At 63.4% G+C, this 13931-nt stretch carries 13 protein-coding genes; 5 read left to right on the forward strand and 8 right to left on the reverse strand.

Annotated features, from left to right (window positions below):
• Positions 1-9 precede the first annotated feature (9 nt).
• Positions 10-1038 carry a DNA polymerase III subunit delta gene (gene holA / locus RAD04_RS13900; protein ID WP_461624401.1) on the forward strand — a complete coding sequence of 343 codons (1029 nt, stop codon included), beginning with the start codon at positions 10-12 and terminating at the stop codon, positions 1036-1038.
• Between the two features lie 149 nt (positions 1039-1187).
• Here the strand turns inward: holA and RAD04_RS13905 are convergent, their stop codons facing one another.
• The 7 genes from RAD04_RS13905 to hemJ form a co-directional block, all read right to left on the reverse strand.
• Positions 1188-2075 (reverse strand): ParB/RepB/Spo0J family partition protein, encoded by an 888-nt coding sequence (locus RAD04_RS13905; protein WP_461624234.1) that lies wholly within the window; start codon positions 2073-2075, stop codon positions 1188-1190.
• A gap of 148 nt (positions 2076-2223) precedes the next feature.
• Positions 2224-3090: a ParA family protein gene (locus tag RAD04_RS13910; RefSeq protein ID WP_091965364.1), complete on the reverse strand. Its 867-nt coding sequence runs from the start codon at positions 3088-3090 to the stop codon at positions 2224-2226.
• Positions 3091-3120: 30 nt separating this feature from the next.
• On the reverse strand, positions 3121-3753 hold the full coding sequence (rsmG, locus tag RAD04_RS13915) for a 16S rRNA (guanine(527)-N(7))-methyltransferase RsmG (RefSeq protein ID WP_461624402.1): 633 nt from the start codon (positions 3751-3753) through the stop codon (positions 3121-3123).
• A 150-nt stretch (positions 3754-3903) separates the two neighbouring features.
• Positions 3904-5784 carry a tRNA uridine-5-carboxymethylaminomethyl(34) synthesis enzyme MnmG gene (gene mnmG / locus RAD04_RS13920; RefSeq protein WP_461624235.1) on the reverse strand — a complete coding sequence of 627 codons (1881 nt, stop codon included), beginning with the start codon at positions 5782-5784 and terminating at the stop codon, positions 3904-3906.
• Between the two features lie 558 nt (positions 5785-6342).
• A complete protein-coding gene (gene mnmE / locus RAD04_RS13925) occupies positions 6343-7695 on the reverse strand; it encodes a tRNA uridine-5-carboxymethylaminomethyl(34) synthesis GTPase MnmE (protein WP_461624236.1) in 1353 nt (450 codons plus the stop codon).
• Positions 7696-8008: 313 nt separating this feature from the next.
• Positions 8009-9274: a transcription termination factor Rho gene (gene rho, locus RAD04_RS13930; protein ID WP_008133567.1), complete on the reverse strand. Its 1266-nt coding sequence runs from the start codon at positions 9272-9274 to the stop codon at positions 8009-8011.
• Positions 9275-9521: 247 nt separating this feature from the next.
• On the reverse strand, positions 9522-9956 hold the full coding sequence (hemJ, locus tag RAD04_RS13935) for a protoporphyrinogen oxidase HemJ (RefSeq protein ID WP_461624237.1): 435 nt from the start codon (positions 9954-9956) through the stop codon (positions 9522-9524).
• Between the two features lie 459 nt (positions 9957-10415).
• Between hemJ and RAD04_RS13940 the strand changes: the two genes are divergently transcribed.
• From RAD04_RS13940 to dnaQ, 4 genes are read left to right on the forward strand one after another with little or no spacing between them, the layout of a single operon-like run.
• Entirely contained in the window at positions 10416-11255 is an 840-nt protein-coding gene (locus RAD04_RS13940; protein WP_018323540.1) for a pyruvate, water dikinase regulatory protein, read from the forward strand.
• Positions 11256-11263: 8 nt separating this feature from the next.
• Positions 11264-11872, forward strand: coding sequence for a Maf family nucleotide pyrophosphatase (locus tag RAD04_RS13945; RefSeq protein ID WP_461624238.1), 609 nt, complete (start codon positions 11264-11266; stop codon positions 11870-11872).
• A gap of 23 nt (positions 11873-11895) precedes the next feature.
• On the forward strand, positions 11896-12495 hold the full coding sequence (gene coaE, locus RAD04_RS13950) for a dephospho-CoA kinase (protein WP_461624239.1): 600 nt from the start codon (positions 11896-11898) through the stop codon (positions 12493-12495).
• A gap of 41 nt (positions 12496-12536) precedes the next feature.
• Positions 12537-13250 carry a DNA polymerase III subunit epsilon gene (gene dnaQ / locus RAD04_RS13955; protein ID WP_179732480.1) on the forward strand — a complete coding sequence of 238 codons (714 nt, stop codon included), beginning with the start codon at positions 12537-12539 and terminating at the stop codon, positions 13248-13250.
• On the opposite strand, the gene secB is transcribed toward dnaQ, so the two are convergent.
• Positions 13247-13729, reverse strand: coding sequence for a protein-export chaperone SecB (gene secB, locus RAD04_RS13960; protein ID WP_018323536.1), 483 nt, complete (start codon positions 13727-13729; stop codon positions 13247-13249). The two genes, dnaQ and secB, sit on opposite strands and share 4 nt — an antisense overlap.
• Positions 13730-13931 lie beyond the last annotated feature (202 nt).

Raw genomic sequence — 13931 nt, forward strand, 5'->3', positions numbered from 1 at the left:
ACAGGCAACATGGTCGCGCTGCGTGGAAAAGAGATCGACGCCTTCCTCGCCCGCCCCGATGCGGGCCGTCCGATCATCCTGCTCTACGGTCCCGATGCCGGCCTGGTGCGCGAACGCGCCGATGCGCTGATCGCATCGGCCGTCGACGATCCCAACGATCCGTTCTCGCTGGTCAAGCTCGACGGCGACGAGCTCTCCGCCGAGCCCTCGCGCCTCGTCGACGAAGCCATGACGGTGCCGCTGTTCGGCGGCCGCCGCGCCATCCGCATCCGCGCCGGCTCGCGCAGCTTTGCCAGCGGTATCGATACGCTGGCGGAGATGTCGGTGAAGGATTGCCGCGTCGTGATCGAGGCCGGCGAGCTGCGCCCGGAATCGCCGCTGCGAAAAGCCTGCGAGAAGGCCAAGGCCGCGGTGGCGATCGGCTGCTATCCCGACACCGAGCGCGACCTCGCCAAGCTGATGGATGACGAATTGCGCATTGCAAATTTGCGCATCGCGCAGGATGCCCGCGCGGCGCTGATGTCGTTCCTCGGCGGCGACCGCCAGGCCTCGCGCAACGAGCTGCGCAAGCTGACGCTCTACGCCCACGGCAAGGGCGAGGTCACACTCGATGACGTGATGGCGGTGGTCGCCGACGCGTCCGAGCTGAAGCTCGACCCGATCGTCGACGGCGCCTTTGCCGGACGGCCCGACATCGTCGAGACCGAATTCGCAAAGGCCATGATCGCCGGCACCTATCCCGGCGTGATCATCTCTGCCGCGCAGCGTCAGGCTGCATGGCTGCACAAATCCGCGCTCGCGATCGCCGACGGCCAGCCTGCCTCCGCCGTGCTCGATGGCGGCTATCCGCGCCTGCATTTCTCGAGAAAGCCCGCGGTCGAAACGGCGCTACGAAATTTCAGCGTGGCGCGGCTCGCCGCCATCATCGAGCAGCTCGCAACCGCCGCGCTCGACACCCGCAAGCAATCCACGCTGGCCGCCGCCATTGCCCAGCGCACATTGATGGCGATCGCCGCGAACGCGAAGCGGCGGGGCTGAGCCACGCTGTCATCCCGGCGAACGCGGGGATCCATAATCACAGGAAGTGGTTTGGCGAAGACTTGCAGTCCGGTACTGCGCCCCGCTCCGATCGATAAATCACGCGGTATGGGTCCCCGCGTTCGCGGGGACGACAGCGAGGGCTTGGCCTACAGCGCGCCCTTCGCCAGCCGCTTCATCACCTCGTCGAGCTGATCGAGGTTGCTGTAGCTGATCTGGACCGAGCCGCCGGGGTCGCGGTGATTGACGGTGACCTTGAGACCGAGCGCGTCGCTGACGCGCTTCTCCAGGTCGATCGTATCAGGGTCCTTTTCCTTGCCCCCGGTCGCGCGCGCCTTCTGCGGCTTGCGCTCGGGCACGCCCTCTTCATGCGCGAGCGCTTCGGCCTGGCGGACGTTGAGGCCTTCCTCGAGGATGCGCTTGGCGGCCGCGAGCGGATCGGGCACGCCGATCAGCGCGCGGGCGTGGCCGGCGGTCAGCTCACCGGTCGCGATGAAGGCCTGCACCTCGGCCGGCAGCTTCGTCAGCCGCATCATGTTGGCGACGTGGCTGCGGCTCTTGCCGACGACTTTTGCGATGTCGTCCTGGCTGCGTTTGAACTCGTTGGCGAGCGCGTGATAGCCCTGCGCCTCTTCCATCGGGTTGAGGTCCTCGCGCTGCACGTTCTCGACGATCGCGAACTCCAGTGCATCGCTGTCGCTGATGTCGACCGGGACGATCGGCACTTCGTGCAGGCCGGCCATCTGCGAGGCGCGCCAGCGCCGTTCGCCGGCGATGATCTCAAAGCGATCCTGTGCGCCCTTCACCGGACGCACCACGATCGGCTGGATCACGCCGTGCTGCCTGATCGACTCGCTGAGCTCCTTCAGTTCGGTGTCCGAAAAGGTGCGGCGCGGATTGCGCGGATTGGCCTTGATGAACTCGATCGGCACCTTGCGCTGCGCGCGCGGCCGATCGACATGCTGGGCCTCGCCGCCGACGTCACCGATCAGACTTGCAAGACCCCGGCCCAGTCGCGAACGCGCTTCGTCGGCCATCGCCAGCTCCCTTGGATTCACGGTGCAGCACTCCAGAACTGAATTTCGAATCGTAGGGTGGGTTAGCGAAGCGTAACCCACCTCTTCTGTTTCCGCGGAGATAGACAGTGGCGGGTTACGCCTTCGGCTAACCCACCCTACGCCAGCGTCAATGCGTGACGCGCAGCTCGCGCTCGCGCTGGATCACTTCGGTGGCGAGCCGCAGGTACGCTTCGCTGCCGACGCATTTGAGATCGTAGACCAGCACCGGCTTGCCGTAGGACGGCGCCTCCGAGATGCGCACGTTGCGCGGGATCATGGTCTTGTAGACCTTCTCGCCCATGAACTGCCGGACGTCGGCGACGACCTGGTTGGAGAGGTTGTTGCGCGAGTCGAACATGGTCAGCACGATGCCGTGGATCGACAGGTTCGGATTGAGCGTCGAGCGCACCTGCTCCACCGTCTGCAGCAATTGCGACAGACCTTCGAGCGCGAAGAACTCGCACTGCAGCGGCACCAGGATCGCGTCCGACGCCGCCATCGCGTTCACCGTGAGCAGGTTGAGCGAGGGCGGGCAGTCGATCAGCACATAGGTGTAATCGGCATCCGGCGAGACGTTGTTGTTGAGCGCGCCGATGGCGTCGCGCAGCTTGAAGGCGCGGCCGGGCGTGGTGCCGAGTTCGAGCTCGAGGCCGGAGAGATCCATGGTCGAGGGCGCGATGTGCAGCCGCGGCACCGCGGTCGAGACCACGGCTTCACGCAGCGGGGCTTCGCCGATCAGCACGTCATAGGTCGAGCATGAGCGGTTGCGGCGATCGATGCCGAGACCGGTCGAGGCGTTGCCCTGCGGATCGAGATCGACGATCAAAACGCGCTCGCCGATCGCGGCGAGTGCCGTGCCGAGGTTGATCGCTGTGGTTGTTTTTCCCACACCGCCCTTCTGATTCGCCAGCGCCAGGATGCGCGGGTGGCCGTGCGGCACCTCGCTGGTCGGTTCTTGGGTCTGCTCTTGCTGCGGCTCGTCAATCACGGTCATCGAAATTTCCCCACTCAACCCCTGAGCGCCTCAGCTGCGCCGTTCGGCGGCATCGAGCTCCACGATCCAGCCGTCACCCGTGCGGCTTTGGTGGAGTCGAGGCTCGATACTCCAATATTTAGAGGCTTCGGTCAATTCAGCCTCTACATCTTGTCCCTTGAGAAATAACGCCTTTGCGCCCTGGCGCATTAGCGGCTCCGCAAAGCCGATGAGTTGATGTAGCGGAGCCAGCGCACGCGCGGTGACGCAATCGACGGGGCCGGTGATTCTATCCACATTATCCCCGATCTCAGCGAGATGTACGACTCCCGGAGATGTGGTGACGCGAATTGCTTCGCGCAAAAAGGCTGCCTTCTTGGCGATTCGCTCGACGAGATGGACGCTGGCGCCCGGGGTCCCGGCCATGGCGCAGGCCAGCACGACGCCGGGAAAGCCGCCGCCGCTGCCGAGGTCAGCCCAGCGCTTTGCGGCGGGCGCGAGATCGACGAGCTGGAGCGAGTCGGCGATGTGCCGGGTCCAGAGCTGCGGCAAGGTCGAGGGCGCGACCAGATTGGTCTTGGCCTGCCACTCCCGCAGTAGTGTGATGTAGCGATCAAGCCGGGCTTCCGTTTCACGTGAAACGGGGGCGAGCTTGAGCGCCGCGATCTTGTCAGCGGCGATGATCGCATCGAGTGATTGATCGTTGGCGCTGGCCTTGTCGATCTTTGGTCCGGGCTGTGACGGCGCGGCCCGCCGTCCTGCTCCCTCGCCCGCCTCAGGTCGTTGCGATGAAGATCTACCGCCTGCCGGCCCGCGTTGTTTCACGTGAAACGCCTATGCAATCGCTTTCGAGGTCTTGCGTGCTTCGCGCCGGAGATAGGCCGCGAGGATGCCGAGTGCAGCCGGCGTCATGCCGTCGATCCGGCCAGCCTGCCCGACGGTGAACGGCCGCGCCTTCTCCAGCTTGGCCCTCACCTCGTTGGAGAGCCCGGGCACCTGCTGGTAATCGACCTCCGACAGGACCATCCCCTCGTCGCGCCGGAAGGCCTCGACGTCGGCACTCTGGCGCTCGAGGTAGACATCGTACTTGGCGTCGATCTCGAGATGGACGGCGATAACCGGATCGATGGCGGACAGCTCCGGCCATATCGCGCGGACCTGGCTCCAGCCGATATCCGGATAGGCCATCAGCGAGAACGCCGACCGGCGCTGGCCATCCCGGTTCAGGGACAGTCCGTGCTTGATCGCCTCGTTCGGGGTGATCGCCAGCGACTTCGAGAGGGCCCTGGCCGCGTTCAGGGCGTCCATCTTGGCGCGATGATGCTGGGTCCGGGCACTGCCGACGCACCCCAAGGCGATGCCCTTCTCGGTCAGGCGCTGATCGGCATTGTCGGCCCGCAGCGTCAGGCGATACTCGGCCCTGGAGGTGAACATCCGATAGGGCTCGCTGATCCCGCGGGTCACGAGGTCATCGATCATCACGCCGAGATAGCCGTCGGCGCGGTCGAACACGGTCAATGTGGCACCGCTCGCAGCCAGTGCCGCGTTCAGGCCGGCCACGATGCCCTGCCCGGCGGCCTCTTCATACCCGGTGGTGCCGTTGATCTGTCCGGCCAGGAACAGGCCGCCCAGACGTTTGGTCTGCAGGGTCGGATCGAGCTCGCGGGGATCGATGTGGTCGTATTCGATGGCATAGCCCGGGCGGACCATCTTGACCCGCTCCAGGCCAGGAATGCTGGCGAGGATCGCGAGCTGGACCTCCTCCGGCAGCGAGGTCGAGATGCCGTTGGGATAGACGGTGCTGTCGTCGAGGCCTTCCGGCTCCAGGAAGATCTGATGACCGTCGCGGTCGCCGAAGCGGACGATCTTGTCCTCGATCGAGGGGCAATAGCGCGGACCAGAGCTCTTGATCTGGCCGGAGTACATCGGCGAGCGATGGACATTGGCCCGGATCACCTCATGGGTCGCGGCCGTCGTCCGGGTGATGCCGCACTGGATCTGCGGGGTCGTGATCCGCTCGGTCATCACCGAAAACGGCTCCGGCGGCTCGTCGCCGGGCTGCATTTCGACCGCCGACCAGTCAATCGTGGTGCCGTCCAGACGGGGCGGAGTGCCGGTCTTGAGGCGTCCCAGGGTGAAGCCGGCGCGCTCAAAGGAAGCGGAAAGACCCATGGCGGGCGCCTCATCGACGCGGCCGGCCGGCCAGTTCTTCTCACCGAGATGAATGAGACCGCGAAGGAAGGTGCCCGTGGTGACAACCACAGCCCCTGCCCGAAGCTCACGGCCATCGGCCAGACGGAGACCGATGACACGGCCATCGGCCACGATCAGCTCGTCAGCCTCACCCTCGATGACCGAGAGACCTTCGGTCTGCCGGATCGCGGCCTGCATCGCGGCGGCATAGAGCTTCCGATCGGCCTGGGCCCGAGGACCGCGGACGGCGGGACCTTTGCGGCGATTGAGCACGCGAAACTGGATGCCGCCGGCATCGCCGACGCGACCCATCAGACCGTCCAGTGCATCGACTTCGCGAACCAGATGACCCTTGCCGAGACCGCCGATCGCGGGATTGCAGGACATCGCGCCGATGGTGGAAAAACGATGCGTCACCAGAGCGGTCGTTGCGCCCATCCGGGCAGAGGCGGCCGCGGCTTCACAGCCGGCATGGCCGCCGCCAATCACGATGACGTCGAAGCTCTCTCGCTCTGTTCGCATGGCCGAACTTCTAGCTCAGTGTGGGGAAAGCCGGAAGAAGAAACTGGGGAGCGGATGTTTCACGTGAAACACGGACCAGGGAGCCGAAGCGATTTCGCGAAAACAACCCCATGCACAGTAGAAGTGACATTGAATTGGCTCGTGTTTCACGTGAAATGAATCAGACCCAACAAGGTACGGGCCGGTGGTGCGCTGGCCTCGCCACACACTCCATCGCGAGCGAGCAAAGCAATCCAGAATCCCTTCCTGGAAGGTAGCCTGGATTGCTTCGTCGCAAAGGGGGCCTCTCAATGACAAGGCGAGAGCAGCAACCCGAAGCGGTCAGTTGCGCACGGAGAGACTGGAACTCCCGAGGCGACGCTCGCTCTCAGTCGAGCAGTGTTTCACGTGAAACAGTCTGGCGCGCGGCCGGATCGAGCGCCGAACGGGCCCCGGATCGCTGCCTCCCTTCCCCATCCAGGAGGCCAGGGTTCCCCGACAGACCTAGCCGAGCGGTGGGATCTTTCACGTGCACACAAGGAATGGAACAAGCGCTAGTTCTACAATGAAGAACTAGACTTACTTTCCGATGCAAAACTTTTGGAAGATGGCTCCAAGGACGTCTTCGACATCCACCCGGCCCAGCAACCGACCAAGGGCATAAGCCGCCGCTCGCAGCTCCTCGGCCGCCAGCTCCTCGCCGTCTTCTACAAGGTCCAGACTCCGGCGCAAGCTCTCTGACGCCCGGACCAACAGGTCCCGTTGGCGAGCCCGGGTTACCAGCGCTCCCTCGGTGGTTCCGAAAAATTCGCCAGCGTATATCACCAGCGCATCCACCAGCTCGGGGATGCCATCACCCCGCCTTGCCGAGATCCCGAACTCGCCGCTCGGCTTGATGCCCCGGCCCCCGAGATCGATCTTGTTACGGACGAGCCAGACAGACCCCTCCGACCGATCCCCGTCTCCGGATTTCCGAAGGGACCGCATCGCACTGGGATCGACGGCCTGCTCCCCCTCCACCAGCCACAGCACGAGGTCGGCGTCCTCGGCCCGCGCTCGCGCGCGGCGCACGCCCTCCTGCTCGACCGGATCATCGGTCTCGCGAATGCCGGCGGTGTCGATCACCGTGACGGGATAGCCATCGAGATCGAGCTGGACCTCGATCACGTCGCGCGTCGTGCCGGCATGCGGCGAGACGATCGCGACCTCGCGGCGCGCGAGCTGATTCATCAGCGTCGACTTGCCGACATTCGGCTCGCCCGCGATCGCGACCACGAGGCCCTCGCGCAGACGTTCAGAATGTCCCTGTGCCGCAAGGACTTTTGTGATTTCGTCGTGCAGGGCCTCGATCGCTTTCACTGCCGGCGCCCTCAGCTCTGCCGGCACATCGCCCTCATCGGAAAAATCGATGCCGGCCTCGATCAGCGCCGAGGCCTCGATGATGCGCTCGCGCCAGTCGCGCGCGCGATCGCCGAGCAGCCCCTGCAACTGGCGCAGTGCCTGACGGCGCTGGCGGTCAGTGTCGGCGTGGATGAGATCGTCGAGGCCCTCGGCTTCGGTGAGGTCGAGCTTGCCATTCTCGAAGGCGCGCCGCGTGAACTCGCCTGGCTCGGCGGCACGAGTATTCGGAATTACAGAAATAGCAGCGAACAGCACCGAGAGCACAGCGCGGCCGCCATGAACGTGGAATTCGGCGACGTCCTCGCCGGTCGCGCTTGCCGGCCCCGGAAACCACAGCACCACCGCATCGTCGATCGGCTGGCCGGCGCCGTCACGAAGCAGCCGGCGGCTGGCCCGCCTCGGCGCCGGCAGCTTCCCCGCCAAGGTCGTCAGCGCCAGGCCGGCCTGTGGACCCGAGACGCGCACCACGGCGATCGCACTCGGCGCCCGGCCGGACGACAGCGCAAAGATGGTCTGGTCTCGCGGATGCATGGCCTATTTGTCCGGCTCGCGACGAAAAGGCAAACGGCCCGTTCCTCGACAGCGGCGCGTCTGTTTTGCTGCGCCTTTGCCGCAGCAAAGATCGTATTGCAATGCAATAACGGCTCGGCAATTTGCTGCAAAAACCTCGTCGCTCGAGAAAGGTCCGCCAGCCAATTTCAAGCATTATGTAGATAAATCAACATCTTCCGAGAAACTCCGATCTACGCTTTGACACTGCTCCATGCTGCACCGTTGCCGCAGCAAAGGCGCACAACGAAAAAGGGCGCCCGAAGGCGCCCTCTGATTTCTTGTTGCACTGCACTCAAGTGTTCATGGAGTCGAAGAACTCCGAATTGCTCTTGGTCGAACGAAGCTTGTCGAGCAGGAAGTCGATCGCGTCCATCGTGCCCATCGGGTTGAGGATGCGGCGGAGCACGTACATCTTCTTGAGCACCTGCGGATCGGTGATGAGCTCCTCCTTGCGGGTGCCGGAGCGCGAGATGTCGATCGCCGGGAAGGTGCGCTTGTCCGAGACCTTGCGGTCCAGGATCAGCTCGGAGTTACCGGTGCCCTTGAACTCTTCGAAGATGACTTCGTCCATGCGACTGCCGGTATCGACCAGCGCGGTCGCGATGATGGTCAGCGAGCCGCCCTCCTCGATGTTGCGGGCGGCACCGAAGAAGCGCTTCGGGCGCTGCAACGCGTTGGCGTCGACACCGCCGGTCAGCACCTTGCCGGATGACGGCACCACGGTGTTGTAGGCGCGGCCGAGGCGTGTGATCGAATCGAGCAGGATCACGACGTCGCGGCCGTGCTCGACCAGGCGCTTGGCTTTTTCGATCACCATCTCGGCGACCTGGACGTGACGCACCGCCGGTTCGTCGAAGGTCGACGACACCACCTCGCCCTTCACCGAGCGCTGCATGTCCGTGACTTCTTCCGGACGCTCGTCGATCAACAGCACGATCAGATAGCACTCGGGATGATTATGCGTGATCGAGTGCGCGATGTTCTGCATCAGCACGGTTTTACCCGTGCGCGGCGGCGCGACGATCAAGGCGCGCTGGCCCTTGCCGATCGGCGCGACGATGTCGATCACGCGTGCAGAAAGGTCTTTCCGCGTCGGATCGTCGATCTCCATGCGGAAACGCTGATTTGGAAACAGCGGCGTGAGGTTGTCGAAATTGACCTTGTGCTTGGCCTTTTCCGGGTCCTCGAAATTGAGCGTGTTGACCTTCAGCAGCGCGAAGTAGCGCTCGCCCTCTTTCGGGCTGCGGATGTGGCCTTCGATGGTGTCGCCGGTGCGCAGGCCGAAACGGCGGATCTGCGACGGCGAAACGTAAATGTCGTCCGGGCCCGGCAGATAATTCGCATCGGGCGAGCGGAGGAAGCCGAAGCCGTCGGAGAGAACCTCGACGACGCCCTGGCCGACAATATCGGTCTCGGCGAGCGCGAGCTGCTTGAGGATGGCGAACAGCAGCTCCTGCTTGCGCATGGTGCTGGCATTCTCGACCCCATTCTCCTCCGCGAACGAGACGAGCTCGGCCGGCGTTTTGGACTTGAGGTCTTCGAGTTTAATTTCCCGCATTGGGGTGGTCCTGTGGGGTAACCTTGGGAGGGGTGCGAGGAGGCTCTGAAATGCGGACGTGAGAAGATAAGGTCCGCAGGTCTGGCAAGGTTAAGTGCCGATGAGGCTTCAAACCTGATGCGGTGTCCGGCCTCTGGAAAGCTCAGACACAACCACATCCGCCTGCGTTGGGTGGGATAGCGACAATATAGAAAATCGCTCCCTTCTCCGCAAGCCGAAGCGCTGAGCTAATCGTCGCGCGCCTCGCCTAGAACGGCTTCACGATCACCATAATGACGATGAAAATCATCAGAACGGTCGGCACCTCGTTGATAATTCTATAGAATCTCTGGGTCCGGGGGCGCCGGTCGGCAGCGAAATCCTTCAGCCAGCGGGAAAAAAAGCCGTGGACCGCCGACATCGCCAGGACCAGTGCCAGTTTTACGTGCAGCCAGCCGAATGAGAACCAATGGCCGGACCAGGCGAGATAGAGCCCGGCGAGCCAGGTGACGGTCATGGCCGGGTTGATGATGGCCTTGAGCAGCCGGCGTTCCATGATCTTGAACGTCTCGGACTGCTTCGAGCCGATTTCGGCCTCGCTGTGATAAACGAACAGCCGCGGCAGATAGAGCATGCCCGCCATCCAGGCGATGACGGCAATCACGTGCAGCGCCTTGATCCAGAGATAGACGTCTTCAAACATTTTCCGCGTCCGGATTTCTGACCCAGCCGAGGGAACGCTGGGGATAGTAAGAACTCGTTAAGGTCTAGCCTGCACACATATCCGTCCGTAGCGCCTTCCTCAAATCTAGAATCTTAGATTCTTAAGGTTTGAGTCTATGTGACCGTGGATTGGACTCACACAATTCCGTCCGCGCGTTCACGCGCGCTTGTTCACATCCATCAACATATCCCTGATCGCTCTGGCGACTTGCGATAAGTCGGCCAGCTTCAAAGGCTTGCGCCTTTCTGTCGGCAGCTTATCAAGGGGGTTGTCCGCGCAATCCCGTTTCCCTGCAGCGAGGGCGCCGGACTTGTCCTGACGGGCAGCGGTGTGAAGAAAATTGGCACTTGTCCCGCCCCTGGTGTCGCACAACCCTTTCCGAGGGGTTAAGCTCCACAGAAATCCACAAATCACCCCGCCTTCATCCAAAGAGTTTTCGTGCCAACCTCGAACAATTATTTCCATCTGCACCTCGTGTCCGACTCCACCGGCGAGACGCTGATCACCGTGGCACGGGCGGTTGCGGCCCAATACGCCAACGTCACCCCGGTCGAGCACGTCTATCCGCTGGTGCGCAGCCAGAAGCAGCTCGACCGCGTGCTCGACGAGATCGAGGAAGCGCCGGGGATCGTGCTGTTCACGCTGCTGGAGAAGGATTTGGTCTCCAGGCTTGAGGACAAGTGCAAGGAGATCAATGTTCCGAGCCTGTCGATCATCGGCCCGGTGATGCAGCTGTTCGAAGCCTATCTCGGGGCTGCGACCACCGGCCGCGTCGGCGCCCAGCACGTCCTCAACGCGGAATATTTCAAGCGCATCGATGCGCTGAACTACACCATGATCCATGACGATGGTCAGCATGTCGAAGGCCTCGACGATGCCGATGTCGTCCTGGTCGGCGTGTCCCGCACCTCGAAGACGCCGACGTCGATTTATCTGGCCAATCGCGGCATCCGCACCGCCAACGTGCCGCTGGTTCCCGGCATTCCGGTGCCCTCGCAACTGGAGACGCTGACGCGGCCGCTGGTCGTCAGCCTGCACGCGACGCCGGAACGCCTGATCCAGATCCGTCAGAATCGCCTGCTCTCGATGGGAACCGATTCCGGCAACGACACCTATACCGACAGGCAGTCGGTCACCGAGGAAGTTGCGTTTGCGCGCAAGCTCAGCGCCAAGCATGATTGGCCGCTGCTGGACGTCACGCGACGCTCGATTGAGGAAACCGCGGCGGCGATCATGAAGCTCTACAGCGATCGCCAGCGCAACCGGCCTTCCGGATAGCTTTCGCGATGGGTCTGTGGCTCGGCAAATCTCCGTTGATCCTGGCCTCGCAAAGCAGCGCCCGAAAAATGCTGCTGGCCAATGCCGGGTTGGAGTTCAAGGCTGTTACCGCCGATATCGACGAGCGCGGTATTCAAGCCGCTTCAGCGCTTTCAAATCCGCGCGAGATCGCTCTGCTGCTGGCACGCGAAAAGGCCAAGGCGATCTCGGCCAATCATCCCGGAAGCTACGTGATCGGGGCCGATCAGACACTGGCTCTTGGCAACCGTCTTTTCAACAAGCCCGCAGGCCGTCCGCAGGCATTGGCGCAATTGCGCGATCTCGCCGGCAACAGCCATGAGCTGAATTCCGCCGTGGCCGTGGCGCATGACGGCAAGATTGTTTTCGAAGACGTCGCGGTCGCACGTATGACCATGCGCGAGATGACCGAGGACGAGCTTTCAGCCTATCTGGACGCTGCCGGCGACGCCGTCACCACCAGCGTCGGCGCCTATCAGCTGGAAAGCCTGGGCATCCATCTGTTCGAGCGGATCGAGGGCGATCATTTCACCATTCTCGGCCTGCCGCTGCTGCCACTGCTTGCGTTCTTGCGACGCGAACGGCTAGTTGCGGTGTGAATGACAGACAGGGCTGAGCGCTGATGCGGATCCTGGGACTGACCGGCTCGATCGGGATGGGAAAATCCACCACTGCGAAACTGTTCGCGGAGGCCGGCGTGCCCGTCTACGACGCCGATGCTGCCGTGCATCAGCTCTATGAGGGCGAAGCGGCTCCCGCGATCGAGGCCGCCTTTCCCGGCACCACCGTGAATGGCAAGGTCGATCGGCCAAAACTGTCGGCGCGCGTGGTGCACGATCCGGCCGCGATCAAGCAGCTCGAGCAGATCGTCCATCCGATGCTCGGCGCGTCCCGGCAAAAGTTTTTTGCCGAGGCGGAAGCCGCCAAGGCGCCGGTCGTGCTGCTGGACATCCCGCTGCTGTTCGAGACCGGCGGCGAGAAGCGCGTCGACGCCGTGGTCGTGGTCTCGACCTCGCCGGAACTCCAGCGCGAGCGGGTGCTGGCGCGCGGCACCATGGACGAGGCCAAGCTCGATGCGATCATCGCCAAGCAGACGCCCGACGCCGAAAAGCGCAAGCGGGCCGATTTCGTGGTGGATACGTCGCACGGACTTGAACCGGTGCGCGCGCAAATCGCCCACATCCTGGCCGAGGTCGTTAAGATGCCGCAGCGGCGAACCTGATTCGCCGCCTCACACGGCCCTCACGACACTGATCTCAAGACATGCGCGAAATTGTTCTCGATACCGAAACCACCGGCCTCGATCCGCTACGCGGCGATCGTCTGGTCGAAATCGGCTGCGTCGAGATCCTTAATCGCATGCCGACCGGACAGACGTACCACGTCTATATCAATCCAGAACGAGACATGCCGGCGGAAGCCTTTGCGGTGCATGGGCTGTCGGCCGAATTCCTGTCGACCAAGCCGTTGTTCCACGAGGTTGCCGATGCATTTCTGGAGTTCATCGGCGATGCGCCGCTGGTGATCCACAACGCCTCGTTCGACATCGGCTTCATCAATGCCGAGCTCGACAAGATCAAGCGCGCGGCGATCCCGCGCGAGCGGCTGGTCGATACGCTGCTGCTGGCGCGCCGCAAGCATCCCGGCGTGTCCAACCGGCTCGATGACCTCTGCTCGCGTTATGCGATCGACAATTCACACCGCACCAAGCACGGCGCGCTGCTCGACGCCGAGCTGCTGGCCGAGGTCTATGTCGATCTGGTCGGGGCGCGGCAGTCGCAGCTGCTTCTGGCGTCGGACGCTCAGGAGATTCGCGTCAATGCGGCTGGCGATGCGCCGCGGCGGCAGCGACTGGTGCCGCTCGCGCCGCGGGTTTCCGATGCCGAACGCGAGGCCCACAAGGCCTTCATCGCAACGCTCGGCGACAAGGCGATCTGGAACGAGTTTTTGCCCGCTCCAGCTCCTCCGGCCGGTTAGGCCTGGCCGCTCGGCTGAGCGGCCATTTGCCGCTCCATGTTCTGACGATAGAGGCCGACGAAGTCGACCGGATCCAGCATCAGGGGCGGGAACCCGCCGTCGCGCACGGCCGTCGCGATGATCTCGCGGGCGAACGGGAACAGCAGGCGCGGGCACTCGATCATGACCAGCGGATGCAGATTCTCCTTCGGCACGTTGGCGATACGGAACACGCCGGCATAGGCGAGCTCGAACGAGAACATGATCTTGCCCGCGGTCTCGGCCTTGCCTTCGACCGACAACGTCACCTCGAACTCCTGTTCGCTGAGATTGTTAGCGCTGACATTGATCTGGATGTTGATCTGGGGGGGCTGGCTCTGCTGCTGGAGCGAGCTGGGCGCGTTCGGATTTTCGAACGAAAGGTCCTTGGTATATTGCGCCAGCACGTTGAGCTGGGGAGCCTGGGCCGCCTCGGGAGGGGTGCCGTTACCGTTGGTCATGAGAGTCTCTCCTTACCCGATTTGGGCTGAATTTCGCGGCGGTTGGCTAACATAGGGCCGCCTCATTCCACAAGGACGAACGGTCCCGGAGGCGGGATTCCGGCCGCGCCGCAACTGCCGCGTTCATCCTGCCTTTTCCGTAAAACTGCGCCTTAAATGATTGAAGATGCGCGATTTCCGGGCAGGATCGGGTTTCCCCTTA

It is taken from the genome of Bradyrhizobium sp. 25ACV (assembly GCF_054863005.1).